Origin of the sequence: Pseudomonas sp. NPDC089428 (assembly GCF_044749325.1) — a bacterium.
Classification (GTDB): domain Bacteria; phylum Pseudomonadota; class Gammaproteobacteria; order Pseudomonadales; family Pseudomonadaceae; genus Aquipseudomonas.
Genome location: NZ_JBIVHT010000002.1, coordinates 595,915 through 619,000, shown reverse-complemented (window position 1 = coordinate 619,000; position 23,086 = coordinate 595,915). Strand labels below are relative to the sequence as shown.

The following is a 23,086-nucleotide window of genomic DNA, read 5'->3' as shown; positions in this document are numbered from 1 at the left end:
CGGAGACCTCATGTAAGGACACCGCGAGCGAGCGACAGGGCGCTCGGGCCAGCGAAAAAGGCGGCAACTATTGCGACGGGGAAGGCTGAAATCTAATGCCGGAAACGCATACCCCATGCCGATACGGCATAGACATCGGAGTCAAAATACGCCGCACGTAAGTCATTGATTTATAACGTTCGGAAATCCGAACAAGACCAAACCGCCATATTTAGGCAGTTTTGGCGGTGTATTGGCAGGGATAAAAACGGCTTGTTCGACAATCCGAATGGCCGAAATGACACTTGCGCGGCACCCGTATTGAGCGAAAAAAATTTGACGTACGGTTAAGACAAAATGTGTCTCAAGAGAGAAATCCTGAAAGGATTTAGCAAAACGGCGGGATGGCGCCTCGGAAGCCAGGCCGGGTGCACGTGTTTTTCGACACGCCTGACCTGAAGCTTCCGATTCTGCCTTTGCCTGACCCGGCCCAGTGCTGGAGGTACTCCCTGTACCCCTAGGCCACTCCGATCCTGCAACAATCAGAACAGCCCGGCCCCTTGGTCATGCGCTACCCCTCCTCGGGGCGGCGCATCATAGAAGCGAGAAAGATAAAAAGGTTCCGCTTCCATTAGATGACAGCGCGCGACCGCTGGTCAGTACCACTTCGGATCGCGCTTGAGTTGCTCCTGCAACATCGCCTTCATGCCGTCGTCCGGATCACCCAGCCAGCGGTACTGCGCATGGCGGGTTGGCGACTTGTCACTCGGCAAGCCCTCGGGCACTTCCACCAGCATCCCGTAGGCGTCGTCCTTGTCCCAGCTGAACGCCACGATCAGGCGCTTGTAGGTGCAGTTCTGCGGCGACTCGCACAGCGGGCCGACCAGATATTTGTCGCCGTCTTCAGTCACGGCAGACATCTGCTCCTGGCCGCTGCCGCTCAGGTTGATCACCCAATCGGGCAAGCGTTCCTCGCCTTTGATCGTGTCTTGCCAGGTTTCCCGGTATTCAGGGTCCGAGCCGAGCAACTGCTCGACCCGGACCTGGCCATCATTGGCCGCCAGCACCGCTGCACTGCTGCCCAACATCAGGGCAGCAGCAGCCAGGGCTGTGGATAGCTTCCTGCTCATCGTCAACCTCGGCCACGTCCAAAGAAGAAGGAGGCTACGAACAGGACCAGGAAGACAATGAACAGGATCTTCGCGATACCCGTAGCGGCGCCAGCGATACCACCGAAGCCAAGCACAGCAGCGACAATGGCGATGATGAGGAAAGTGATAGCCCAACTCAGCATGATGCTTCTCCTTTCTTTTTTGAAATGGGTCCAGCCAGCGCCTCAGAACACCCAGCGCTGCTGGGGCACGACGTTGTCTACAGTGGCCGGCGAGGTATTGGCGGCAGGCTGCTGCCCGGCGGGTTCGGCCGCCTTCACCAAGGTATTGGCACGGGTCGCCTGGATCTGCGATATCAGCGCGGTTTGCGCCGCGACCTGATCAGCCAGTCGCGCGGTCTGCCAGCTGTAGTAGAAGAGGCCAGCGGCCAAGCTCAGCAGCACAGCCATCCCAAAGAACAGGAACTGGCGCACGGGGAGTGCGGCATTCAGCGAGCGGTGGACGGATTGGCGGTTCATGCCGGCTTCTCCTGCTGTAATTTTTTTGTTCAAACCTGAACAGGTAATTGCAGCCTGCATGCCAGCCCGGCAAATCAATAAAAACCCTTATAAATCAATAAGATACAATCAATGCGCATTGTCACTGAGGACGTATCCTGCACGATGCCCCTTCAGGCGTCGTGCGAATTGCACGATTCAGCCCTCGACCTTGGTTGCCACTTTGAGCAGATCGGCATCGACCCCCCGTACGCCGATGATCTGACGAGCGATATCCACGGCAATGGTCTTCTGCTCGCTGCTGACCACCTCGCCGGTCAGCCTGACCATGCCATGTTCACTGGCCACCTTGATATTCAGGCCGTCCAGATTGCGGCTGAAGCGGTAACTGGTCTGAATCTTGTCGACTACCCAGCTGTCGCTCGGCTGCGGCCCGCTCGCCGCGCCTGCAGGGTTCTCCCTTGCCTTGGCCATGGCTGCGCTATCCAGGCTGACCAGGTTGTTGACCAGGTGCACGCCGTCGGTGGTGCGTGCCACCACGCCCGCCAGCTCCTTGGCCTCGGCACTGTCGACCTTGCCACGCAGGGTGACCACGCCATCGCTGCTCTGCACTTCGATGGGCGCCTTTTCCGTGGCCCGGCTCCACAGCAGGCGCGCCCGGATCACGGCCGCCAAGGTCGCATCTTCCAGGCGCTGGGCGTAAGCACGCAGCTCCAGTGGGCGCTCGACCAGTTCGGCGTTGACCCGCAACTGGTTGTCGACCTGCTCGATGCCCCGTGTGGCCAGGGCTACATGTTCGGCCAGCTGCCGCTCGACATCGTTCTCGACCTCCCCGGTAAGGTGAGCCCGCTGGCCATCGACCTCGACTTTGATGCTGAATGGGTTAAGCATCGGGTTGAGGGCCAACGCGGTTTGCAGCGCCCCCTCCAGGCGAGCTTCCTGAACAGGGTCTGCCGACGCTGGTGTGCAAACGGACAGCAGGGTGGCCGCCAACACGGCCATTCGGATGGCATGGGACACGGCTGTACCTCCTTTTAGTTGGCAAAAGCAGAAAATCATCGCAACCAATGTGCCAGCGCGCTGCTCTAAGGAAATCATCGAGATATCCGGCGTCACGGTAAGGCTTGGCCATTGGCTAGCATGCAAAGGACCGATTCCTTCACAATTGACCGTGCAACTTGCCCGATTTTCCCCACACTAATTGAAGACCTACCCGAAGGAGCGCAGGAAATGGAATCAGCCCAGGACAACCAAGGCCGCATTCTGCTGGTGGATGACGAGTCCGCGATCCTGCGCACCTTCCGCTACTGCCTGGAAGACGAAGGCTACAGCGTGGCCACCGCCAACAGCGCCGCACAGGCTGAGGCCTTGCTCCAGCGCCAGGTGTTCGACCTGTGTTTCCTCGACCTGCGACTGGGCGAGGACAATGGCCTCGACGTACTGGCGCAAATGCGTATTCAGGCACCGTGGATGCGGGTGGTGATCGTCACCGCTCATTCGGCGATCGACACCGCAGTCGATGCCATCCAGGCCGGTGCCGCCGATTACCTGGTCAAACCCTGCAGCCCCGACCAACTGCGCCTGGCCACCGCCAAGCAGCTGGAAGTCCGCCAGCTTTCGGCGCGCCTGGAAGCCCTCGAAGGCGAAGTGCGCAAGCCCAAGGACGGCCTCGACTCGCACAGCCCGGCGATGATGGCGGTACTGGAAACCGCCCGCCAGGTGGCCACCACCGATGCCAACATCCTCATCCTCGGCGAATCGGGTACCGGCAAGGGCGAACTGGCCCGCGCCATCCACGGCTGGAGCAAGCGGGCGCGCAAGGCCTGCGTGACCATCAACTGCCCGTCGCTGAATGCCGAACTGATGGAGAGCGAACTGTTCGGCCATACCCGCGGGGCCTTTACCGGCGCCAGCGAAAGCACGCTGGGCCGGGTCAGCCAGGCGGACGGCGGTACACTGTTTCTCGATGAAATCGGCGATTTCCCCCTGACCTTGCAGCCCAAGCTGCTGCGTTTCATCCAGGACAAGGAGTACGAGCGGGTCGGCGACCCGGTCACCCGACGCGCCGACGTGCGCATTCTCGCGGCGACCAACCTCAACCTGGACGACATGGTGCGCGAGAACCGCTTCCGTGAAGACCTGCTGTACCGCCTCAACGTCATTACCTTGCACCTGCCGCCGCTGCGCGAGCGCAGCGAGGACATCCTGACCCTGGCCGACCGCTTCCTGGCCCGCTTCGTCAAGGAGTACTCCCGCCCGGCCCGTGGCTTCAGCGACGAAGCGCGCAGTGCGCTGCTCAACTACCGCTGGCCGGGTAACATCCGCGAACTGCGCAACGTCATCGAACGTGCCAGCATCATCTGCCCGCAGGAGCGCGTCGAAATCGTCCACCTCGGCATGGGCGAACAGCCCGCAGGCAATGCGCCCCGGGTAGGCGCGGCCATGAGCCTGGATGAACTGGAACGGGCGCACATCGGCGCGGTACTTGCCGCCAGCGACACCCTCGACCAGGCTGCCAAGACCCTCGGCATCGACGCCTCCACGCTCTACCGCAAACGCAAGCAGTACAACCTATGAGGCTGCCGATGAAGCTGCGCACGCGGCTCTTTCTCAGCATCTCTGCCCTGGTGACCGTGGCCCTGCTGGGCCTGTTGCTGGGCTTGGTGAGCGTGCTGCAGATGGCCACGGTGCAGCAGCAGTCGGTGCGCGAAACCACCCATGCGCTGGAAGTGGGCTTGAAACTGCGGCAGAACCTCGGCGAGCAACTGATATTGCTGCTGGACGAGGACACTGCCCCGGAAAACCTGCGAACCCTGCAGGACGACTTTCAGCAACTGCTCAACCAGGGCCTGACGCAAGGCGGCGAACGCACCGGTTTCAGCAAGGCCAGCAGCAACTACCAGGCCTTCCTGCAGGCTTACCGCGACAGCCCGGCACCGGCCCGCAGCATGGGTATTGATCAGCCACTGGGGGCAGCGTTCAACCAAGTGCGCAGCGACCTGGTCGATTCGCACAAACAGGCCCTCGATTACATCACCCGCAGCGAAGAGCACACCCGTGACCGCGCCTTGCTGGTCAGCGGTGTGCTGGGCCTGATGGGGCTGGTGGTGCTGGTGCTCGGTTTCGTCACCGCACACAATATCGCCCGCCGCTTCGGCCAGCCGATCGAAGCCCTGGCCAAGGCTGCCGACCAGCTCGGCCAAGGGGATTTCGAAATCACCCTGCCGGTCACCCAAGCCATCGAACTCAACCAGCTGACCCGCCGCTTCGGGCTGATGGCCGAGGCCCTGCGCAAGCATCAGGAAACCAATGTCGACGAACTGCTGGCTGGCCAGCAGCGCCTGCAGGCCGTACTCGACAGTATCGACGACGGCTTGCTGATCATCGACCGCCAAGGGCAGCTGGAGCACCTCAACCCGGTTGCACAGCGGCAGCTGGGCTGGAACAACAGTCGCGTCGGCAGTGGCCTGGCCGAAGCCCTGCAGCGCCCGGAGCTGGAGCAACAGCTGCGCCAGGTGCTGCGTGGCGGCAGCCTGGATCGCCCACCGGACGACCTGAGCATCGAGGTCGATGAAGAATCCCGCCTGCTGACCTACAGCCTGACCCCGGTCAGCCATCCGCAAGGGCCGATCCTGGGCGCGGTCATGGTGTTGCACGATGTCACCGAGCAACGCGCCTTCGAGCGCGTACGCAGCGAGTTCGTACTCCGTGCTTCCCATGAACTGCGCACTCCGGTGACGGGCATGCACATGGCTTTCGGCCTGTTGCGTGAACGGTTGAAGTTCCCACCCGAGGCACGCGAGAACGATCTGCTGGAGACTATCGGCGAAGAAATGCAGCGCCTGACCCAACTGATCAACGACCTGCTCAATTTCTCGCGCTACCAGAGCGGCTTGCAGAAGCTTGAGCTTGCCCCATGCGCCATCGACGAACTGCTCGACAGGGCGCAAGCACGCTTCGGCGAGCAGGCCGCAAACAAGCAGATCGAGCTGATCAAAGCCCTGGAGCCACCGCTGCCACGTATTCAGGCCGACGTGGCGCAACTCGACCGGGTACTGGACAACCTGCTGCACAACGCCATTCGCCATACCGCCAGCGGCGGGCGCATCCGCCTGCATGCGCGGCGGCATGCGGAGCGGGTGATCATCAGTGTCGAGGATAATGGTGAGGGCATTGCCTACGGGCAGCAGGGGCGGATCTTCGAACCGTTCGTACAGGTGGGGCGCAAGAAAGGTGGCGCCGGGTTGGGACTGGCACTGTGCAAGGAGATTGTGCAATTGCATGGCGGGCGCATGGGGGTGTTTTCCCGGCCAGGGCAGGGCACACAGTTCTACATGGCCTTGCCGGTCTAGCATTCTCCCGAACCGGCCCTTTCGCGGGACAAGCCCGCTCCCACAGGATGCGCACAACATTCAAAGTGGCGCGATACTGTGGGAGCGGGCTTGCCCCGCGAAAGGGCCGGTGCAGGACTACTCAGGGCTCATCGTCAATCCTTGCCCGCCGCGGCTGCCGGCCGCGGGTCACGAGTTCGGCAAACTGCCGGGCGTTCAGCGGGTGGGCGAACAACCATCCCTGGCCATAGTTGACCCCCTCGCTGTTGAGCAGCACCGCCTGCGCCTCGCACTCGATGCCCTCGGCAATCACCCGCAAATGCAGGTCATGGGCCATGCGGATGATGTGCGGCGCCACGCCGCTGCTGGCGGCATCGTGCCCCAGTGCATCGATGAACGCCTTGTCGATCTTCAGGCAGTCCACCGGCAAGGTCTGCAGGTAGGCCAGGCTGCAATAGCCCGTGCCGAAATCGTCGATCAGCACCTGGTGCCCGACCGCACGCAGGGCTTGCAGGTTATCCCGCGCCACAACCACATCGATCAGGCCACGCTCGGTGACTTCAAAGGCAATCTGGCTGGCTGCCACACGGTGCAGCGCCAGCAGCCGCGCCGCCACCCGACCAATGCGCGGCACCATCACATCGCAGGCCGCCAGGTTCACCGAGATATAAAGGTTGCGATGGGAGCGCAGCAGCTGCCCCAACTGCTCCAGCACGCGTTGCAGTACAAAATCGGTGATCTGCCGGATCTGCCCGGTGTTTTCCGCCAGGGGTATGAACAGGTCCGGGCTGGTCAGCGAACCGTCCGGGCGGCGCCAACGCACCAGGGCCTCTGCACCGACACAGCGGCGGCTGTCGAGTTCGATGATCGGCTGATACAACACCTGCAGCTCGCCCCGACGCAGGGCATTCTGCAGTTCGGAGCTCATCGAGCGCCGCTGCAGGATCAACTGCAGCACCAGCCAGCCAATGCAGCAGGCTGCCAGCACACTGCCCGGGAACAACAGCCAGAGCATGCCGTTCATGCGCAACGGCAGACTGGCCCGCGGCGCGATCAGCACCAACTGATAGTCCGGCGACTTGGTCGGCATGCGATAGACCAACCGATCGCGGAGCTCGAACAGGGACTTCTGGCTGGGCGGTGGCCAGCCACTGGTCGGCGGCCAGGCCTGGGGCGGGCCCAGCACAGGGATTGCGCGGGTGCCGTTATCCAGCACCACCAGCAAGCTGCCGCCCGGTGGCAGGTCGACTACATCGGTCAAGTGCCCGCGTGAAGTGGAGACCAGAAAATTACCCCGAGCGAGCATAAGGGCGGCGAGGTTTTCGTTGGGTTCAGTGGTTGTATTGAGCCAGTAGCTATAGGTGGGGCCCTGGATATCCGGTGCTCGCGTTGGCACGAAGGCCCTTGCCCCACCCCGGTTGGAGCAAGCGACATTGGCATCGACATAGGCCGCCTCATAAATGAAGCGCGAACCCAGGCCGACCTGTTGCAACACCGAGATCATTGCCGGGCTGCAGCCGCGCAGCGACTGCGCCTGCAGTTCGTCGACGCCCTCGCGCAGTTGGCCGAACACCTGCTCCAGGCGGTCGAGAAAGCGCTCGCCCTGGGCATTCATCTGCGCGCTCTCGCTTTCCTTCATCTGCTGCAGCGCGATACCGATGCTGGCGGTCAGCAATACTGCGGCGCTGGCCAATGCTGCCAGGGAGGCCAGCATCCAGGGGCGGTAAAAAAATTGGCGCAACGCAGAAATCAGGGCAGACATGGGCAGCATCCAGTTGATTAACAAGGTATAGCAACTGGAATGAGAATCGGCTCTGCCGTTTGGCGCCCGAATGCAATTCGCTTTAACGCATGCGGTTGAGCACCGACAGCATGGCTGCGGTCTGCGCGTCCGGCATGCCATCGAAACGCTGCGGGCGGAAGTGCATCTGGAAGGCGGCGATGACATGCCGCGTGTTCACATCGAGCTGCCCGGTCTGCTCGATGGCATATCCAAAGCGCGCCAGCTCCTGCTGGTACCAGCCGATGGTCGGTGGGTTGACGTTGAAGTAAGCCTGCTGGCGGGCCACGGCATTGGGCTCGGGCCACACGCCGAGGCCTGCATCGGCAAGGCGCTTCCAGGGGAACAACGGGCCTGGGTCAAGCTTGCGCGATGGAGCAATGTCGCTGTGGCCGATGATGTGCCGCGGCTCGATGTTGTTGCGCTTGACGATGTCCTTGAGCAAAGCGATCAACGACTGGATCTGCGCCTCGCTGTACGGGTACCAGACCCGGCCATTGGCCGTTTCGTCGAACCCGGGATTGACGATTTCGATGCCGATGGAGCTGGAATTGAGCCAGGTGCGCCCCTGCCATTGGCTGTCACCGGCATGCCAGGCTCGGCGGTTCTCGTCGACCAGCTGGTAGACAGTGCCGGGGCCGTCGCCAATCAGGTAGTGGGCACTGACTTCGCCGTGGGTGAGCAAGGCCAGCGAACGCTCCAGCGAGGCGTTGGTGTAGTGCAGGACAACGAACTGGATACGGTTGTCCTGGTTGGCGGAAGGGTGGCTGCGGTCGATGCGCAGGCCGGTCGAGCAACCGGCAAGAATGAGAAACAAAAGCCCGGCAAAAAGCGTTTTCATGGGAGAGGAACACATAGGTAGGGTCATTGACGACAGCGCTACAGTATAACGTGCTCCTCCGGTTTCGGTGCTTCTACCGCCGTTATGTCAACGGCTGCACATCACCAGGAACTCCAGCGAGTTGTCACCGCTCGCCCCCTGCTTGTCGACCAATTGGGTCATCACATCGACCTTCTCGGCCAAAGGCTTGCCAATCACCTTCGCCTGCCCGTGCAATTGCCGCGCATAAGTACTGGCATCGATCGGCGAAACACTGCAAAAGCCCGGGTCCTTATGCACGATTCGCGTGTTCAGCTTCAGCGCATACTGGCTGAAGTAATTTTCCTTCGGCTGGTAATCGACTTCGGTTATCCACTGCGGCCACTGCCTGAGCACCTTGCCATCTGCCGACACATGAGCCGTCAACAGGTCATCATTGGCGAAGGCGGCGCCCTGGAAAGTCGCGCCCAAGGCGAGCATCACGAGCCCATTACTCATCTTCATTTTTCTACTCCGGTCTGAACGACTTCGCCGGCCTGACTATCAGGTAGGCGGGGCGTCATTGTCAGAATCAGACAGGGGCTGAATGGGGTATCTATTTACGCCGACAGCACGCGGTTTCGGCCTTGGTCCTTTGCGCGGTACAACGCGGCATCGGCGCGCTTGAGCACCTGGTCGCCACGCTCGCCGGAACGGAAGGTACTCAAACCGATCGAGGTGGTGATGACCACACGTTCGCCCTTGAAATGGAACGGGCAGGCCTCGATCGCTGCACGCAGTACTTCGGCAACCTGGGCAGCGGCTGCCGGAGACGTCTGCGGTAGCAAGAGCACGAATTCTTCGCCGCCGAACCGGGCGATGAAATCACGCGGGCGCAGGCGTTTGCGCAACTGGTCGGCAACGATCTTCAGCACTTTGTCGCCGGCCAGGTGGCCATAGCTGTCGTTGATCCGCTTGAAGTGGTCCAGGTCAAGGATGGCCATGGCCAGGTGGCCGCCGTTTTCCTGCCAGTCGAGCATTTCGCGCTCCACCTGCTCGGTCCAGGCCGCGCGATTGGGCAACCCCGTCAGCGGGTCGATCAGCGCCTTCTGCCGCTGCTCTTCCAGGTGTTCGCGATAGCCAAGCGCTTCCTGCTCCATGCTGGCGACGCGCTCGGCCAGGCCCTGCAGGCGCCCGGCAAGCTCCTGCTCGCGGCGATCACGCTCGAGCTGGTGCTCGTCCATGGTGCCAAGCAGTCCTTCCAGACGGCTTTCCAGGATGTGCTTGAGGCTGTCCACATCCACTGCGCCCTGCACACTGCTTTGCAGGCCATCGACCTGTTCGCGCAGCTGGCTGTCCAGTTCACGCGCGGCGGAACTGTTGTCGGCATGGCCGGCACTGGCTTCGTGAAGATGGCTCTGGAAGCTGTCGAGGCGTTCGTTGAGTTGCTGCAGGTATGTCTCGAATTCGTGCTGCCCGCTGTCGGTGATCGCCAGCATGAGCACGGCCAGGTCATCGAGGACCGGGATCAGTTCATACCAGTTCAGCCCGCGTGCCACCCGCTCACGCATCTCAAGGGCCTGAGCCTTGTGGCGTTCCGGTAGGCTGAGGTCGTCCAGCAGGCCGATCAGCGTCTGTTCTATATGCGCAGCGACCTGGCTGTAGGGCGGCTCAACCGCATCGGGAAGGGAGTAGGGGCCGTCCTCACCGAACATTTCTTCGAGTGTCGCCGGCACCGGGGCCGCCAGTTGCTCTGGCTGCGCTTGCACGTCGCCAGGCTCGTCTGCCTGGATCACGGGTTCGGCTGGGGCCACGACCTCTTGTTCAACCGCATGCGACTCTGCGAGCGCTTGCGCCTCGGCTGCATCAGGCGCCTCCTCAGGCAGCTGAGCAGGGGCTGCCGCCTCTAACGGTTGCAGCTCGTCCGCATCACGCGGCAGCAAGTCAACCAGCACAGGCCCATCCGGCTGCGGCTGAGCGGCGGCCGGGGCGATTTCCGACTGAGGCTGCGCTGCCTGTGCGCTCTCTGCCTGCGGCTCATTATCGCGGTTGCCGAACAGGCGCTGCAGGAAGCCCGGCCTGGCCTCGTCATCCGCCTTGCTCAAGGAGGAAAGGGCGCGGCCTTGCAGGCCACTGAGCTCACCCAGCAGGGGTGGCAGTTCACGTGACTGGGCGACACCACCATCGAGCTTCTTTGCCAGTTTTTTCAGCGGCCGGGCAACCTCACCGGGCAACGGCAAGCCCTGAAGCTGGGTAACCAACGCGTTCAGGGCATCACTGACCTGATTCATGCGGGTTTCCCGGCGCTGCTCGGAGTCCAGCACGGCCTTTTCCAGGCGCGGGATCAGCCCGGCGAGGCCGGCGTCCATGTTGTCGCTGCGGATGACCTCGCGCATTTCCTTCATGCACTGGTCGACGACCTTGTCGCTGCCTTCGGCCGCCAGGGTACTGCGCACCAGGCCACGGCGTAGCAGGTCGAGGCGCGCATTCCAGCGGCGCTCGAGCTTTTCCTGCTGTTCGATGCTTTTTAGGTATTTTTCTTTCCAGCGCTCGGCTTCTTCGGTCATGCCTGGATCCGCGACGGGTAATGCATCTGTGGGCTGTAATGACACGCTGTCGGCGCGCCCCGCGAACACTTGAGGGCTTGCCGCGCTTTAGCTGATTTAGCTCAAGACCGGCAGCGTATCCACAGTCAGTGCATCAGGCAATCGGATCTCTACCGCAACGGGAAGGTGGTCTGATATTGGCTGTGCCAGCACTTCGACCCGCTCCAGGGTCAGGCTCGGGCTGAGCAGGATGTGATCCAGACAGCGCTGCGGGCGCCAGCTGGGGAAGGTGGCTTCGACCTGGGGGGCGATCAGGCCCAGATCACGCAGGGGCGAGTGTTCAAGCAGGTCGCTGGCGTGGGTGTTCATGTCACCCATCAACACCTGATGGCGGTAACCACCAATCAGCTCTCGGATGTAGGCCAGTTGCAGAGCACGCGTCTTGGCCCCCAGGGCCAGGTGCATCATGACCACGATCAGCGCGTCTTCCCCCTCACCGAAACGCACCAGGATCGCACCACGGCCGGCGGGTCCAGGCAGCGGGTGATCTTCGAGCAGTTGCGGCTTGAGGCGGCTGAGCACGCCATTGCTGTGCTGAGCGAAACGCCCGAGGTTGCGATTGAGCTGCTGGTACCAGTAAGGGAAGGCTCCCAGCTGAGCCAGGTGCTCCACCTGGTTGACGTAGCCTGAGCGCAGGCTGCCGCCATCGGCCTCCTGCAGGGCCACCAGGTCGAAATCACTGAGCAGTTGCCCGATTTTCTGCAGGTTACCGGCCCGACCCGTGTGCGGCAGCAGGTGCTGCCAGCTGCGCGTCAGGTAATGCCGGTAGCGCTCGGTACTGATACCCACCTGGATGTTGAAGCTGAGCAGCCGCAGACGACCATCCTCGGGCAGGCCTGGGGCCTGCAAGTGATGCTCGTTGACCTGCGGCTGGTGCAGGCCAATGCCACGCGCGGTTCTGAAGCGGCGCATGGGGTACGCCGCTTACTTAGCGGCGCGCTCCTTGTCGATCAGTTGGTCGGCGACGTTCAGCACGCCTTCCGGCCCGCCAGCGGTACCCAGGTCGAAGCGGTACTTGCCGTTGACCACCATGCTCGGTACGCCGGTGATTTCGTACTTCTTCGCCAGTTCCTTGGCCTGGTTGACCTGGCCCTTGATGGCAAACGAGTTGAAGGTGGCGAGGAACTTGTCCTTGTCTACGCCTTGGGTGGCGAGGAAGTCGGCCATTTCCTCAGGCTTGACCAAGCGCTTGTGCTGGTTCTGGATGGCGTCGAAGACAGCAGCATGAACCTTGTGCTCGACGCCCATGGCTTCGAGGGTCAGGAACATCTGGCCGTGAGCGTCCCACGGGCCACCGAACATGGCCGGTACGCGCTTGAAGTTGACGTCCTTGGGCAGCTTGTCGATCCACGGGTTGATGGTCGGCTCGAAGTGGTAGCAGTGGGGGCAGCCGTACCAGAACAGCTCGACCACTTCGATCTTGCCTGGCTGCGACACCGGAACAGGGTTGCTCAGCTCGATGTATTCCTTGCCGGCGGTGGCAGGCTCGGCGGCCTGGACGGCAGTCATACCGAAGACGCTGGCAGCGACCAGCGCGGCGCTGAGAATCAGTTTACGCATGCTTTACTCCTGAGCATTCATTGGTCGCCTCGACGCGACCTGTGCTGAGACCGGTGGCGAAGGGCCCGAGTTCTGTAGTGTAACGGCTGCGGACAGAAAAAAGGGCGGTCCGCGCCGCCCTTTCATCTTTAGCGTTGCAGCATTAACCGAATGTTAATGCAGGCCCTGGATGTAGCTGGCCAGTGCTTCGATCTCGTGATTGCTCAACTTGCCGGCGATGGTGCGCATGGTCATCGCATCGCCGTCGTTGGTGCGGTTGCCCTCACGGAAGTCGGTGAGCTGCTTGGTCACGTACTGCGAATGCTGGCCGCCCAGGTGCGGGAAGCCGGCGAGGGCGATACCCGCGCCGTTGGGCGAGTGGCAGCCGGTACAGGCCGGCATGCCTTTTTCCAGGTTGCCGCCATTGAACAGCGCGCGGCCGCGTTCGACCAGCTTGGGATCGGCGGCACCGACGCTGCCCTTCTGGCTGGAGAACCAGGCGGCGATGTCGGCCAGGTCCTGGTCACTGAAATTGGCCAGCATGCCGGTCATTTCCAGCACGGTGCGCTTGCCCGACTTGATGTCGTGCAGTTGTTTTTCCAGATAGCGCTGGCCCTGGCCGGCCAGTTTCGGGAAGTTCGGCGCCAGGCTGTTGCCGTCAGGGTTGTGGCAGGCACCACAGACGGCAGTCTTGGCCTGGCCGGCGGCGGCATCGCCTTTGATGGGTTCTGCAGCAGTGGCCGCACCTGCGACACCCAGGGTCAACAGCAGACTCACGACTAGTTTGTTCATCAGCTAATCCAACACGGCTAAGGGTGAAATGTTATGTATCGGGACTGCCGCTCATCCAAAGGATGACCAAACGGTAGTCCTCGGCACTGCAGTCCATGCACAATCCACGCGGCGGCATAGCCTTGAAACCCTGGGTAACATGCACCACCAGTTGCTCCATGCCTTGCGCCAGCCTTGGCTCCCAAGCTGCCGGGTCACCCTTCTTGGGTGCCTGTGGCAACTGCCCGGCGTGACAGGCCGCACACGTGCGGTTGTACAACGCCTCGGGATCCTGTGTAGCCTGTGCGCTGAAAAACGGCAGGAACATACCGACAGCTAGCAGCCATTTCGCCATGCGAAACGACCTGACAGGGTTGGGGGACGCGCTGCGTTCTGATGCGCGAGCTATTGTTCGACACCCCATGCGCATTCCCCTTCGCTGGAAGAATGAGCACACAAAAACTGGGGCATTATATACTTCCGCCATCCAAACGGAAACGACACCGCTTGCCGGCCTAGGCTTTGGCAACACCCACATCGGATATCCCATGCAAGTCAAGAACCCCATCCTCGGCCTCTGCCAGAAAGCCAAATTCGCCCTCAGCGCTGCCAAGGTCGAACAATGCCCGGACGACCAGGGTTACGAGGTGGCTTTCGCCGGCCGTTCCAACGCCGGCAAATCCAGCGCCCTCAATACCCTGACTCATGCCAGCCTGGCGCGTACCTCGAAAACCCCAGGGCGCACCCAGCTGTTGAATTTCTTCAGTCTGGACGATGAACGGCGTTTGGTCGACCTGCCGGGCTACGGATATGCAAAAGTCCCGATTCCGCTCAAGCAGCACTGGCAGAAACACCTGGAGGCGTACCTCGGCAGCCGCGAGTGCCTGCGTGGGGTGATCCTGATGATGGACACGCGCCACCCGATGACCGATTTCGACAAGATGATGCTCGACTGGGCCAAGGCCAGCGGCATGCCGATGCACATCCTGCTGACCAAGGCCGACAAGCTGACCCACGGTGCGGGCAAGAACACCCTGCTCAAAGTCCAGTCGGAAATCCGCAAGGGCTGGGGTGATGGCGTAACCATCCAGCTGTTCTCGGCGCCCAAGCGCCTGGGCCTGGAAGAGGCCTACCGGGTGCTGGCGGACTGGATGGAACTGGAAGACAAGCCAGCTGTTTGATGACTGGCGTCACACACTGTGGGAGCGGATTTACCCGCGAATGCGACGGCACATTCAACATCGCATTCGCGGGTAAACCCGCTCCCACAGAGGTTGCCTACAGGCCACAGGTCAAATTCCGGGCAAAAAAAACCCCGGACTTCGTATGGGGAGGGGGAAGTTCGGGGTTCAAGTCTGGACCGCTAGGGCGGGGTCCAGGTATCTGCCAACACTTAACACAACATAGGAGCATCGAAAGGCTTCACCAGCCATTCAGTTACTCTGAGTTCCGCTTCACCGGTTTAGTTCCGGAGCCCTCAAAACTATTTGCGATAGTTTCATGAATCTCCCGAACTAATGGCATCGAGCCATGCCAGGATCCGCGTCGCTACGTCGCAGATCCTACACACCTTTCCCTGCTCAATTAGTGAGCTTCGTCCCAATTCGAACCAACACCTGCCTCGACCACCAGCGGAACATCCAGCTGTGCGGCGCTGCTCATGTGCGTGCGAATTTCATCTTTCACCTGCTCGACCAGGTCCTCACGCACTTCCAGCACCAGTTCGTCGTGCACTTGCAGGATCACGCGTGCGTCCAGGCCGCTGGCGCTCAGCCAGTTGTCGACGTTGACCATGGCGCGCTTGATGATGTCGGCGGCAGTGCCCTGCATCGGCGCGTTGATCGCCGTGCGCTCGGCCCCCTTGCGCAAGGCCGGGTTCTTGGCGTTGATGTCCGGCAGGTACAGGCGGCGGCCAAACAGGGTTTCGACGAAGCCTTGCTCAGCCGCCTGGGCGCGGGTGCGCTCCATGTAGGCCAGCACGCCGGGGTAGCGGGCGAAGTAGCGGTCGATGTAATCCTGCGACTGTTTGCGGTCGACGCCAATCTGCTTGGCCAGGCCGAACGCACTCATGCCGTAGATCAGGCCGAAGTTGATGGCCTTGGCGCTGCGGCGCTGGTCGGTGGTGACCTCTTCCAGCGCCACGCCGAACACTTCAGCGGCGGTGGCGCGGTGCACGTCCAGATCGTTGCGGAAGGCGTGCAGCAAGCCTTCGTCCTTGGCCAGGTGGGCCATGATGCGCAGTTCGATCTGCGAATAGTCCGCCGCCACCAGCTTGTAGCCGGGGCTGGCAACGAAGGCCTGGCGAATGCGCCGGCCTTCGGCGGTGCGGATCGGGATGTTCTGCAGGTTCGGGTCGCTGGACGACAGGCGCCCGGTGGCGGCCACGGCCTGCTGGTAGGAGGTGTGGATGCGCCCGGTGCGCGGGTTGATCTGCCCCGGCAGCTTGTCGGTGTAGGTGCTCTTGAGCTTGCTCAGGCTGCGGTACTGCATCAGCACCTCAGGCAGCGGATAACCTTGCTCGGCCAGCTCGTCGAGCACCGCTTCGGCGGTGGATGGCTGGCCCTTGGCGGTCTTGCTCAACACTGGCATGCCCAGCTTGTCGTAGAGGATCGCCCCCAGCTGCTTGGGCGAGCCAAGGTTGAATTCCTCGCCGGCCAGCGCGTAGGCGCGCTGCTCCAGTTCGGCCATCTTCACGCCCAGCTCGCCGCTTTGCACCTGCAGCAACGCCGCATCGACCAATGCGCCCTGGCGCTCGATCTTGGCCAGTACCGGCACCAGCGGCATCTCGATGTCCATCAGCACCGGCTGCACGCTTGGCGTCTGCGCCAGGCGCGCCTGCAGCGCGTGGTGCAGGCGCAGGGTGATGTCGGCATCCTCGGCGGCGTAAGGGCCGGCCTTGTCCAGGTTGATCTGGTTGAAGGTCAGCTGCTTGGCACCCTTGCCGGCGATGTCCTCGAAGGCGATGGTGGTGTGGTCGAGGTATTTCAGCGCCAGGCTGTCCATGTCATGACGGGTGGCGGTGGAATTGAGCACGTAGGACTCGAGCATGGTGTCGTAGGCCACGCCGCGCATCTCGATGGCGGGCGAGGTGTTGGCGAGGATGTTGATGTCGTACTTGGCGTTCTGCCCGACCTTGGCCTTGGCCGGGTCCTCCAGCAGCGGTTTCAACGCCAGCAGCACCGCCTCGCGGTCCAGCTGGGCCGGCGCGCCTTCGTAGTCGTGGGCCAGCGGTACATAGGCCGCTTCATGGGGCTCGACGGCGAACGACAGGCCAACCAGCTGCGCCTGCTGGGCGTCCAGGCTGGTGGTTTCGGTGTCGAAGGCGAACAGCGGCGCCTGGCGCAGCTTATCCAGCCAGGCGTCGAAGCGCGCCTGGTCGAGGATGGTCTCGTACTTGGGCTCGACCGTGGCGGCCGGCACTTCGACCGCGGCGACGGCATCGCCGACCTTGGCTGCATCGCGCTGCACGTCGGCGATCCAGCTCTTGAACTCCATCTCGGTGTACAGCGCCAGCAGCGCCTCGCGGTCAGGCTCGCCGCAGACCAGCGCTTCGACTTCCACATCCAGCGGCACATCGCACTTGATGGTGGCCAGCTCATAGGACAGGAACGCCGCGTCGCGGTGCTCTTCAAGCTTGGCGGGCAGGGTCTTGGCACCACGGATGGCCAGGGCCGGAACCTTGTCGAGGTTGGCGTACAGGTCGCTCAGGCCGCCGCCGATTCCGGTCAGCAGGCCAACAGCGGTTTTTTCGCCGACGCCCGGCACGCCCGGGATGTTGTCGACCTTGTCACCCATCAGGGCAAGGAAGTCGATGATGTGTTCCGGACCAACGCCGAACTTTTCGTGCACGCCGGCCACGTCCAGCACACTGCCGGTCATGGTGTTGACCAGTGTCACGTGGCCGTCCACCAGCTGCGCCATATCCTTGTCGCCGGTCGAGATGATCACCGGCCGGCCCTGGGTCGCGCTGCTGCGGGCGAGGGTGCCGATCACGTCATCGGCCTCGACGCCTTCGACGCACAGCAAGGGGTAGCCCAGCGCCCGGACGCTGGCGTGCAGCGGCTCGACCTGCACGCGCAGGTCATCAGGCATGCTCGGGCGGTTGGCCTTGTACTCGGCGAACATGGCATCGCGGAAGGTCCCGCCCTTGGCGTCGAAGACCACGGCGAACAGGCTGTCGGGGTATTGCTTGCGCAGGCTCTTGAGCATGTTCAGCACACCCTTGACCGCGCCGGTCGGCATGCCTTTGGAAGTGGTCAGCGGCGGCAGCGCATGGAAGGCGCGGTAGAGGTAGGAGGAACCGTCCACCAGGACGAGGGGCGCTTGGCTCATGAGCAGAATCAACCTTTTCGGCGGGTCCGGAGCTAGAATAGCCGGATCAATGACGACAAAGGGACTAGGTTATCATGCGTACACTCAATCGCCTGTTACTGCTCGGCCTGTTGGCAACCATGCCGGTCGTCACCCTGGCGGCGGAAGACGCCCCCTCGGCCGATCCCGAGGTGACCATTCGCACGGAAGGCGATAAAACCATCCAGGAATACCGGCAGAACGGCTTCCTGTATGCGATCAAGATCACGCCGAAAAACGGCAAGCCGTATTTCCTGGTCCGCGCCGATGGCACTGATGCCAATTTCATTCGTTCCGACCAACCGGACATGCTGATCCCGTCCTGGAAGATCTTCGAGTGGTAATCTGACGCGCGCACCGTTCACATCAACCCGGCACTTCCCGGCGGAAGTGCCCGTATGGGCTTTTTTTCATCATGTCAGTCTTCACCCCCGTGACCCGGCCTGAGCTGGAAACCTTTCTGGCGCCGTACGAGCTGGGCCGTCTGCTCGACTTCCAGGGCATTGCCGCCGGTACCGAGAACAGCAACTTCTTCGTCAGCCTCGAACAGGGGGAGTTCGTCCTGACGCTGGTCGAACGCGGCCCGGTCGAGGACATGCCGTTCTTCATCGAACTGCTCGACGTGCTGCACGGCGCCGACATGCCGGTGCCCTACGCCCTGCGTGACCGTGACGGCAATGCCCTGCGCGAGCTGTGCGGCAAGCCGGCCTTGCTGCAGCCACGGCTGTCGGGCAAGCACATCAAGGCACCGAACGCCCAGCACTGCGCCCAGGTTGGCGAGCTGCTGGCGCACATTCACCTGGCCACCCGCGAACGCATCATCGAGCGCCGCACCGACCGCGGCCTGGACTGGATGCTGGCATCCGGTGCCAAACTGCTGCCGCGCCTGAGCGCCGAGCAGGCAAGCCTGTTGCAGCCTGCGCTGGACGAGATCACCGCGCACAAGGCGCAGATCCTGGCCTTGCCGCGGGCCAACCTGCATGCCGACCTGTTCCGCGACAACGTGATGTTCGAAGGGACCCACCTGACCGGTGTCATCGATTTCTACAACGCCTGTTCCGGGCCGATGCTGTATGACATCGCCATCACCGTGAACGACTGGTGCCTGGATGAGCACGGCGCGATCGATATGCCACGGGCCCAGGCGCTGCTGGCGGCCTATGCGGCGCTGCGGCCGTTTACCGCTGCCGAAGCCGAGCTGTGGCCGGAAATGTTGCGGGTAGGCTGCGTGCGCTTCTGGCTGTCGCGCCTGATTGCCGCAGAATCGTTTGCCGGGATGGATGTGATGATCCATGACCCGAGCGAGTTCGAGGTGCGCCTGGCGCAGCGCCAGCAAGTCGCCCTGCACCTGCCGTTCGCCCTCTGAACCGCGCCTGCCTCTTCGCGGGCAAGCCCGCTCCCACAGCGAAGCTAGTGCTGTCCCTGTGGGAGCGGGCTTGCCCGCGAAGAGGCAGGTGCCGGCTTACAACTGTTCCAGGCACCCAGCCAGGTCACCACCCAGCTTTTCGAGCAAGCGCTCATAGCCCTTGGCATCCACCGGGTCGGCACCACCCAGGGCATCCAGCTCCGCCAGGCGAACCGGCAGCCCGGCCGTCAGTGTCTCGGCCAGGCGCGGCCGCAGCGGTGGCTCACTGAACACACAGGTCTTGCCCACTTCCTGCAGGCGCTTGCGCATCGCGGCCACATGCTGCGCGCCCGGCTGCACCTCGGACGCCACACTGAACACGCCAGTGTGCTGCAAACCATAGGCCGACTCGAAGTAGTCGAACGCCTCGTGGAACACGAAATAGGGCTTGCCGGCGATACCCGCCACACGCGCCTTGATCCGTGCATCGAGGGCATCCATGCGCTCGTCGAAGGCCTTCAGGTTGCTCTGGTAACGCGCGGCGTTGGCCGGGTCGGCCGTCGCCAGGTCAGCCGCCATCTTCGCCGCAATCACCCGGGCGTTGACCGACGACAGCCACAGGTGCGCATCCAGGTTGCCCGGGCGGTGATCATGGTCGTGGTCGTCCTGATCCGCCTCTTCATGGGAATGGCTGTCTTCGCCAAAGTGGCGCAGCTTCATGCCCGCCAGCGACTGCACGGCCACGGTCGGCTTGCTGCGGCTGCCCAGCACCTGGGGCAGGAAGTTCTCCATGTCCGGGCCGATCCAGTACAGCAGGTCGGCATCGCCGACCTTGCGCACATCGGAGGGGCGCAGGGCATAGTGGTGCGGCGAAGCGCCAGGCGGCAACAACACGTCAGGGCTGCCCACGCCATCCTGGACGGCGGCGGCAATCTGCTGCAGCGGTTTGATACTGGTCAGCACCCGCACGTCGGCCTGTGCCGAGCAGGCGATGAAAGCGACAAAAAGCACAAGGAATCGGGACACGATGAATACTCGACTCGTCAGAAACAGGTAACATAATAACGTCTCCATCCAGAACCGTCGCTGCCCATGTCCATCACGCCGCTGGCTCACCGTCCCCACGATCATTCCCATTGCGTGCACAGCGCCTTGTCCGAAGCCGATGCCCTGTGCACGCGCCAGGGCCTGCGCCTGACCGCACTGCGCCGGCGTGTGCTGGAGCTGGTATGGCAGAGCCACAAGCCGCTGGGTGCCTATGACATCCTCGCCGTGCTCAGCGAGCAGGATGGCCGTCGCGCCGCGCCGCCGACCGTGTACCGCGCCCTGGACTTCCTCCTGGAAAACGGCCTGGTGCACCGCATCGCCTCGCTCAACGCCTTCATCGGCTGCAGCCACCCGGAGCACGCGCACCAGGGCCAGTTCCTGATCTGCCGTGCCTGCCATGTGGCCATCGAGCTGGAGCAGGACAGCATCAGCGACGCCATCATCAACAGCGCCAAGGGCGTCGGCTTCAGCGTCGAAACCCAGACAGTGGAAATCGTCGGCCTGTGCGCCAACTGCCGGAGCGCAGCATGAGCGACGCCCTGATCCGCCTTGAGCAGGTCGGTGTCAGCTTCGCCGGCGAGGCCGTGCTCGACAGCATCGACCTGTCGGTGGCGCCCGGCCAGATCGTCACCCTGATCGGCCCCAACGGCGCCGGCAAGACCACCTTGGTACGCGCCGTGCTGGGGCTGCTCAAGCCACACCGCGGCAAGGTCTGGCGCAAGCCGAAGCTGCGTATCGGCTACATGCCGCAAAAGATCCAGGTGGACGCCACGCTGCCGCTGTCGGTGCTGCGTTTCTTGCGCCTGGTGCCCGGCGTAGACCGTGCGGCTGCCTTGTCGGCATTGCAGGAAGTGGGCGCCGAACAGGTCATCGACAGCCCGATCCAGACCATTTCCGGCGGCGAGATGCAGCGCGTGCTGCTGGCCCGGGCGCTGCTGCGCGAGCCGCAGCTGCTGGTGCTCGACGAGCCGGTTCAAGGTGTCGACGTGGTCGGCCAGACCGAGCTGTACAACCTCATCACCCGTTTGCGCGACCGCCACGGCTGCGGCGTGCTGATGGTCTCTCACGACCTGCACCTGGTCATGAGCGCCACCGACCAGGTGGTCTGCCTGAACCGCCACGTGTGCTGCTCGGGCCACCCCGAGCAGGTCAGCAACGACCCGGCCTTTGTCGAGCTGTTCGGCCAGAACGCCCCAAGCCTGGCTGTCTACCACCATCATCACGACCACAGCCACGACCTGCACGGCTCGGTCGTCGCCCCTGGCGCCCATGTTCACGGAGAGCACTGCAAGCATGGCTGATTTTCTTCTCTACGCCTTGCTTGCGGGTCTTTCCCTGGCAGTGGTGGCGGGCCCGCTCGGCTCGTTCGTGGTGTGGCGGCGCATGGCCTACTTTGGTGACACCCTGTCCCACGCCGCGCTACTGGGCGTGGCCATGGGCTTTGTGCTGGATGTCAGCCCGGCCCTGGCGGTAACCGTGGGCTGCCTGCTGCTGGCGATCCTGCTGGTGACCTTGCAGCAACGCCAGCCACTGGCGTCCGATACCCTGCTCGGCATCCTTGCCCCCAGCACCCTGTCGCTGGGCCTGGTGGTGCTGAGTTTCATGCACGACGTGCGCATCGACCTGATGGCCTACCTGTTCGGCGACCTGCTGGCCATCAGCACCAGCGACCTGGCCTGGATCCTGGGCGGCAGCGCGCTGGTCCTGCTGCTGCTCGCCGCGCTGTGGCGGCCGTTGCTGGCGATCACCGTGCACGAGGAACTGGCCATGGTCGAAGGGCTGCCGGTGGCGGGCCTGCGCATGGCGCTGATGCTGCTGATCGCAGTGGTGATCGCCGTGGCCATGAAGATCGTCGGCGTGCTGCTGATCACCTCGCTGCTGATCATTCCCGCCGCGGCGGCACAGCGTCACGCCCGCTCGCCAGAGCAGATGGCAGCGGCCGCCACACTGATCGGCATCACCTCGGTGTGCGGCGGCCTGGCCATGTCCTGGTTCAAGGACACCCCGGCCGGGCCATCGATCGTGGTCTGCGCGGCGGTGCTATTCTTGCTGAGCCTGGCTCTGCCAAAACGCTGAAAAACGGGGTGCATGCCGGTGCACCCTGCAACCTTTTAGCGGGTAAAGGGTCTGTAAGACTTATTTTCGAGCGTGCGCACCTGGGTGTAGACTTGCTCGCTTTTTGCGCAAATAGAGAGTCGCAGGAATGAAGCCGTTCGCATCCCGTTATCTGCTTGTTGCCGCGTTTTCCCTGTTCCTGGCAGCGTGTTCCAGCGCGCCGGTCGAGCAGGCCGATGCACCTGCCCAAGCCGATGCCTGGCAGCAGCTGCAACAGAGTATCGCCAGCAACGAGCTGGCCACCGCCGAAGACCAGTTGGCTGCCCTGCAGGCGCAGGCGCCTGATGACGCACGCCTGGAGCAAAACCAGCGCCAGTTGGCAGAGGCCTACCTGAAACGCAGCCAGATCGTGCTGCAGAAGGGCGACGTCAATGCCGCCGCCACCGCGCTGGCCCGGGCCCGGGCGCTGATGCCGCAGGCACCGGCAGTGACCGGTGGCGATGCCGTGACCCAGGCGCGCAAGGCCGAGCTGGAGAAAGCAGAAGCGGCCTTGAAGGCAGCCGAATCCAAGCCCCAGGCACGGGTGATCGATCCTACGGCGCCGAGCACCGTGATTGCGTTGAAGACCACCGACATTCGGGCAATGCGTCGCCAGCTCGACGAGATTGCCAAGGACGTGGTCAATTACCAGTGCGAGGTGGTGTTCCAGGTGCCGCGCACCCAGGATGCACCTTGGTTGAAGAACCTGCTGGAGAAGCGCGTGCACAAGCTCGACAGCGGGTTCAAGCTGAAGCAGAAGCATGAGATTCAGCGCTCGATGCCGGCCCAGGTGGTACTGGTCCCGCAGCAGCGTTGAGAATCCGGGGGCGCAACGC

The 23,086-nt window shown here is 63.0% G+C and carries 22 protein-coding genes and 1 pseudogene; 9 read left to right on the top strand and 14 right to left on the bottom strand.

Translation table 11 applies throughout. The features are described from left to right. Positions 1–635: 635 nt before the first annotated feature. From ACIPZ5_RS06195 to ACIPZ5_RS06180, 4 genes are all read right to left on the bottom strand, one after another. On the bottom strand, positions 636–1,109 hold the full coding sequence (locus ACIPZ5_RS06195) for an inhibitor of vertebrate lysozyme family protein (RefSeq protein WP_085676634.1): 474 nt from the start codon (positions 1,107–1,109) through the stop codon (positions 636–638). Between the two features lie 2 nt (positions 1,110–1,111). Beyond that, entirely contained in the window at positions 1,112–1,273 is a 162-nt protein-coding gene (locus ACIPZ5_RS06190; RefSeq protein ID WP_003252966.1) for a DUF1328 domain-containing protein, read from the bottom strand. A gap of 42 nt (positions 1,274–1,315) precedes the next feature. Further along, a complete protein-coding gene (locus ACIPZ5_RS06185; RefSeq protein WP_261942186.1) occupies positions 1,316–1,609 on the bottom strand; it encodes a hypothetical protein in 294 nt (97 codons plus the stop codon). Between the two features lie 177 nt (positions 1,610–1,786). After that, on the bottom strand, positions 1,787–2,590 hold the full coding sequence (locus tag ACIPZ5_RS06180) for a BON domain-containing protein (RefSeq protein WP_400807323.1): 804 nt from the start codon (positions 2,588–2,590) through the stop codon (positions 1,787–1,789). Between the two features lie 228 nt (positions 2,591–2,818). On the opposite strand from ACIPZ5_RS06180, the gene algB reads away from it, so the two are divergent. Together algB and ACIPZ5_RS06170 are read left to right on the top strand one after the other, a co-directional pair. Beyond that, on the top strand, positions 2,819–4,165 hold the full coding sequence (gene algB / locus ACIPZ5_RS06175; protein ID WP_261942185.1) for a sigma-54-dependent response regulator transcription factor AlgB: 1,347 nt from the start codon (positions 2,819–2,821) through the stop codon (positions 4,163–4,165). Further along, the gene (locus ACIPZ5_RS06170) at positions 4,162–5,940 is read left to right on the top strand and encodes a KinB sensor domain-containing domain (RefSeq protein WP_343594757.1); all 1,779 of its coding nucleotides are present in this window, start codon (positions 4,162–4,164) and stop codon (positions 5,938–5,940) included. The genes algB and ACIPZ5_RS06170 overlap by 4 nt, the downstream gene beginning before the upstream one ends. Before the next feature lie 121 nt (positions 5,941–6,061). Here the strand turns inward: ACIPZ5_RS06170 and ACIPZ5_RS06165 are convergent, their stop codons facing one another. The 8 genes and pseudogenes from ACIPZ5_RS06165 to ACIPZ5_RS06130 form a co-directional block, all read right to left on the bottom strand. Beyond that, positions 6,062–7,681, bottom strand: coding sequence for an EAL domain-containing protein (locus ACIPZ5_RS06165; protein WP_027917195.1), 1,620 nt, complete (start codon positions 7,679–7,681; stop codon positions 6,062–6,064). 82 nt (positions 7,682–7,763) lie between these two features. Further along, positions 7,764–8,555 (bottom strand): N-acetylmuramoyl-L-alanine amidase, encoded by a 792-nt coding sequence (locus ACIPZ5_RS06160; protein ID WP_400807290.1) that lies wholly within the window; start codon positions 8,553–8,555, stop codon positions 7,764–7,766. A gap of 72 nt (positions 8,556–8,627) precedes the next feature. Continuing rightward, positions 8,628–9,017: a hypothetical protein gene (locus ACIPZ5_RS06155; protein WP_400807289.1), complete on the bottom strand. Its 390-nt coding sequence runs from the start codon at positions 9,015–9,017 to the stop codon at positions 8,628–8,630. Between the two features lie 101 nt (positions 9,018–9,118). Continuing rightward, positions 9,119–11,065 carry a diguanylate cyclase gene (locus ACIPZ5_RS06150; RefSeq protein WP_400807286.1) on the bottom strand — a complete coding sequence of 649 codons (1,947 nt, stop codon included), beginning with the start codon at positions 11,063–11,065 and terminating at the stop codon, positions 9,119–9,121. A gap of 96 nt (positions 11,066–11,161) precedes the next feature. Next, positions 11,162–11,994: pseudogene (locus tag ACIPZ5_RS06145) on the bottom strand (endonuclease/exonuclease/phosphatase family protein). A 34-nt stretch (positions 11,995–12,028) separates the two neighbouring features. Beyond that, the gene (gene dsbA / locus ACIPZ5_RS06140) at positions 12,029–12,664 is read right to left on the bottom strand and encodes a thiol:disulfide interchange protein DsbA (RefSeq protein WP_343594746.1); all 636 of its coding nucleotides are present in this window, start codon (positions 12,662–12,664) and stop codon (positions 12,029–12,031) included. Between the two features lie 153 nt (positions 12,665–12,817). After that, complete coding sequence (locus tag ACIPZ5_RS06135; protein ID WP_079230207.1) at positions 12,818–13,435, bottom strand: cytochrome c; 618 nt, start codon at positions 13,433–13,435, stop codon at positions 12,818–12,820. A gap of 31 nt (positions 13,436–13,466) precedes the next feature. After that, positions 13,467–13,769, bottom strand: a complete 303-nt coding sequence (locus ACIPZ5_RS06130) for a cytochrome c5 family protein (protein WP_027917189.1) — start codon at positions 13,767–13,769, stop codon at positions 13,467–13,469. 193 nt (positions 13,770–13,962) lie between these two features. On the opposite strand from ACIPZ5_RS06130, the gene yihA reads away from it, so the two are divergent. After that, the gene (yihA, locus tag ACIPZ5_RS06125; protein WP_027917188.1) at positions 13,963–14,595 is read left to right on the top strand and encodes a ribosome biogenesis GTP-binding protein YihA/YsxC; all 633 of its coding nucleotides are present in this window, start codon (positions 13,963–13,965) and stop codon (positions 14,593–14,595) included. A gap of 403 nt (positions 14,596–14,998) precedes the next feature. Here the strand turns inward: yihA and polA are convergent, their stop codons facing one another. Then, a complete protein-coding gene (gene polA, locus ACIPZ5_RS06120) occupies positions 14,999–17,746 on the bottom strand; it encodes a DNA polymerase I (RefSeq protein ID WP_343594741.1) in 2,748 nt (915 codons plus the stop codon). Positions 17,747–17,820: 74 nt separating this feature from the next. On the opposite strand from polA, the gene ACIPZ5_RS06115 reads away from it, so the two are divergent. Continuing rightward, positions 17,821–18,108, top strand: coding sequence for a DUF2782 domain-containing protein (locus ACIPZ5_RS06115; RefSeq protein WP_027917186.1), 288 nt, complete (start codon positions 17,821–17,823; stop codon positions 18,106–18,108). A gap of 71 nt (positions 18,109–18,179) precedes the next feature. Beyond that, complete coding sequence (locus ACIPZ5_RS06110) at positions 18,180–19,130, top strand: homoserine kinase (protein WP_400807281.1); 951 nt, start codon at positions 18,180–18,182, stop codon at positions 19,128–19,130. A gap of 96 nt (positions 19,131–19,226) precedes the next feature. Here ACIPZ5_RS06110 and ACIPZ5_RS06105 read toward each other — a convergent pair whose 3' ends face one another. Continuing rightward, positions 19,227–20,183 carry a zinc ABC transporter substrate-binding protein gene (locus ACIPZ5_RS06105; RefSeq protein ID WP_400807278.1) on the bottom strand — a complete coding sequence of 319 codons (957 nt, stop codon included), beginning with the start codon at positions 20,181–20,183 and terminating at the stop codon, positions 19,227–19,229. A gap of 18 nt (positions 20,184–20,201) precedes the next feature. Between ACIPZ5_RS06105 and zur the strand changes: the two genes are divergently transcribed. From zur to ACIPZ5_RS06085, 4 genes are all read left to right on the top strand, one after another. Then, on the top strand, positions 20,202–20,687 hold the full coding sequence (gene zur / locus ACIPZ5_RS06100; protein ID WP_261942174.1) for a zinc uptake transcriptional repressor Zur: 486 nt from the start codon (positions 20,202–20,204) through the stop codon (positions 20,685–20,687). Then, positions 20,684–21,457 (top strand): zinc ABC transporter ATP-binding protein ZnuC, encoded by a 774-nt coding sequence (znuC, locus tag ACIPZ5_RS06095; RefSeq protein WP_085676619.1) that lies wholly within the window; start codon positions 20,684–20,686, stop codon positions 21,455–21,457. The genes zur and znuC overlap by 4 nt, the downstream gene beginning before the upstream one ends. After that, the gene (gene znuB / locus ACIPZ5_RS06090; RefSeq protein ID WP_261942173.1) at positions 21,450–22,232 is read left to right on the top strand and encodes a zinc ABC transporter permease subunit ZnuB; all 783 of its coding nucleotides are present in this window, start codon (positions 21,450–21,452) and stop codon (positions 22,230–22,232) included. Before znuC ends, znuB begins: the two co-directional genes overlap by 8 nt. Before the next feature lie 127 nt (positions 22,233–22,359). Further along, complete coding sequence (locus ACIPZ5_RS06085; RefSeq protein ID WP_343594732.1) at positions 22,360–23,067, top strand: PA5502 family lipoprotein; 708 nt, start codon at positions 22,360–22,362, stop codon at positions 23,065–23,067. Positions 23,068–23,086: the final 19 nt, after the last annotated feature.

Bases quoted from the DNA above. Each gene is read 5' to 3' on its own strand.
- ACIPZ5_RS06195 (WP_085676634.1), bottom strand. From the start codon at position 1,109: ATGAGCAGGAAGCTATCCACAGCCCTGGCTGCTGCTGCCCTGATGTTG.
- ACIPZ5_RS06115 (WP_027917186.1), top strand. From the start codon at position 17,821: ATGCGTACACTCAATCGCCTGTTACTGCTCGGCCTGTTGGCAACCATG.
- ACIPZ5_RS06190 (WP_003252966.1), bottom strand. From the start codon at position 1,273: ATGCTGAGTTGGGCTATCACTTTCCTCATCATCGCCATTGTCGCTGCT.
- polA (WP_343594741.1), bottom strand. From the start codon at position 17,746: ATGAGCCAAGCGCCCCTCGTCCTGGTGGACGGTTCCTCCTACCTCTAC.
- dsbA (WP_343594746.1), bottom strand. From the start codon at position 12,664: ATGCGTAAACTGATTCTCAGCGCCGCGCTGGTCGCTGCCAGCGTCTTC.
- ACIPZ5_RS06135 (WP_079230207.1), bottom strand. From the start codon at position 13,435: ATGAACAAACTAGTCGTGAGTCTGCTGTTGACCCTGGGTGTCGCAGGT.
- znuB (WP_261942173.1), top strand. From the start codon at position 21,450: ATGGCTGATTTTCTTCTCTACGCCTTGCTTGCGGGTCTTTCCCTGGCA.
- ACIPZ5_RS06160 (WP_400807290.1), bottom strand. From the start codon at position 8,555: ATGTGTTCCTCTCCCATGAAAACGCTTTTTGCCGGGCTTTTGTTTCTC.
- ACIPZ5_RS06155 (WP_400807289.1), bottom strand. From the start codon at position 9,017: ATGAGTAATGGGCTCGTGATGCTCGCCTTGGGCGCGACTTTCCAGGGC.
- znuC (WP_085676619.1), top strand. From the start codon at position 20,684: ATGAGCGACGCCCTGATCCGCCTTGAGCAGGTCGGTGTCAGCTTCGCC.
- ACIPZ5_RS06165 (WP_027917195.1), bottom strand. From the start codon at position 7,681: ATGTCTGCCCTGATTTCTGCGTTGCGCCAATTTTTTTACCGCCCCTGG.
- yihA (WP_027917188.1), top strand. From the start codon at position 13,963: ATGCAAGTCAAGAACCCCATCCTCGGCCTCTGCCAGAAAGCCAAATTC.
- ACIPZ5_RS06085 (WP_343594732.1), top strand. From the start codon at position 22,360: ATGAAGCCGTTCGCATCCCGTTATCTGCTTGTTGCCGCGTTTTCCCTG.
- ACIPZ5_RS06105 (WP_400807278.1), bottom strand. From the start codon at position 20,183: ATGGAGACGTTATTATGTTACCTGTTTCTGACGAGTCGAGTATTCATC.
- ACIPZ5_RS06170 (WP_343594757.1), top strand. From the start codon at position 4,162: ATGAGGCTGCCGATGAAGCTGCGCACGCGGCTCTTTCTCAGCATCTCT.
- ACIPZ5_RS06185 (WP_261942186.1), bottom strand. From the start codon at position 1,609: ATGAACCGCCAATCCGTCCACCGCTCGCTGAATGCCGCACTCCCCGTG.
- ACIPZ5_RS06130 (WP_027917189.1), bottom strand. From the start codon at position 13,769: ATGGCGAAATGGCTGCTAGCTGTCGGTATGTTCCTGCCGTTTTTCAGC.
- ACIPZ5_RS06180 (WP_400807323.1), bottom strand. From the start codon at position 2,590: ATGGCCGTGTTGGCGGCCACCCTGCTGTCCGTTTGCACACCAGCGTCG.
- ACIPZ5_RS06150 (WP_400807286.1), bottom strand. From the start codon at position 11,065: ATGACCGAAGAAGCCGAGCGCTGGAAAGAAAAATACCTAAAAAGCATC.
- algB (WP_261942185.1), top strand. From the start codon at position 2,819: ATGGAATCAGCCCAGGACAACCAAGGCCGCATTCTGCTGGTGGATGAC.
- ACIPZ5_RS06110 (WP_400807281.1), top strand. From the start codon at position 18,180: ATGTCAGTCTTCACCCCCGTGACCCGGCCTGAGCTGGAAACCTTTCTG.
- zur (WP_261942174.1), top strand. From the start codon at position 20,202: ATGTCCATCACGCCGCTGGCTCACCGTCCCCACGATCATTCCCATTGC.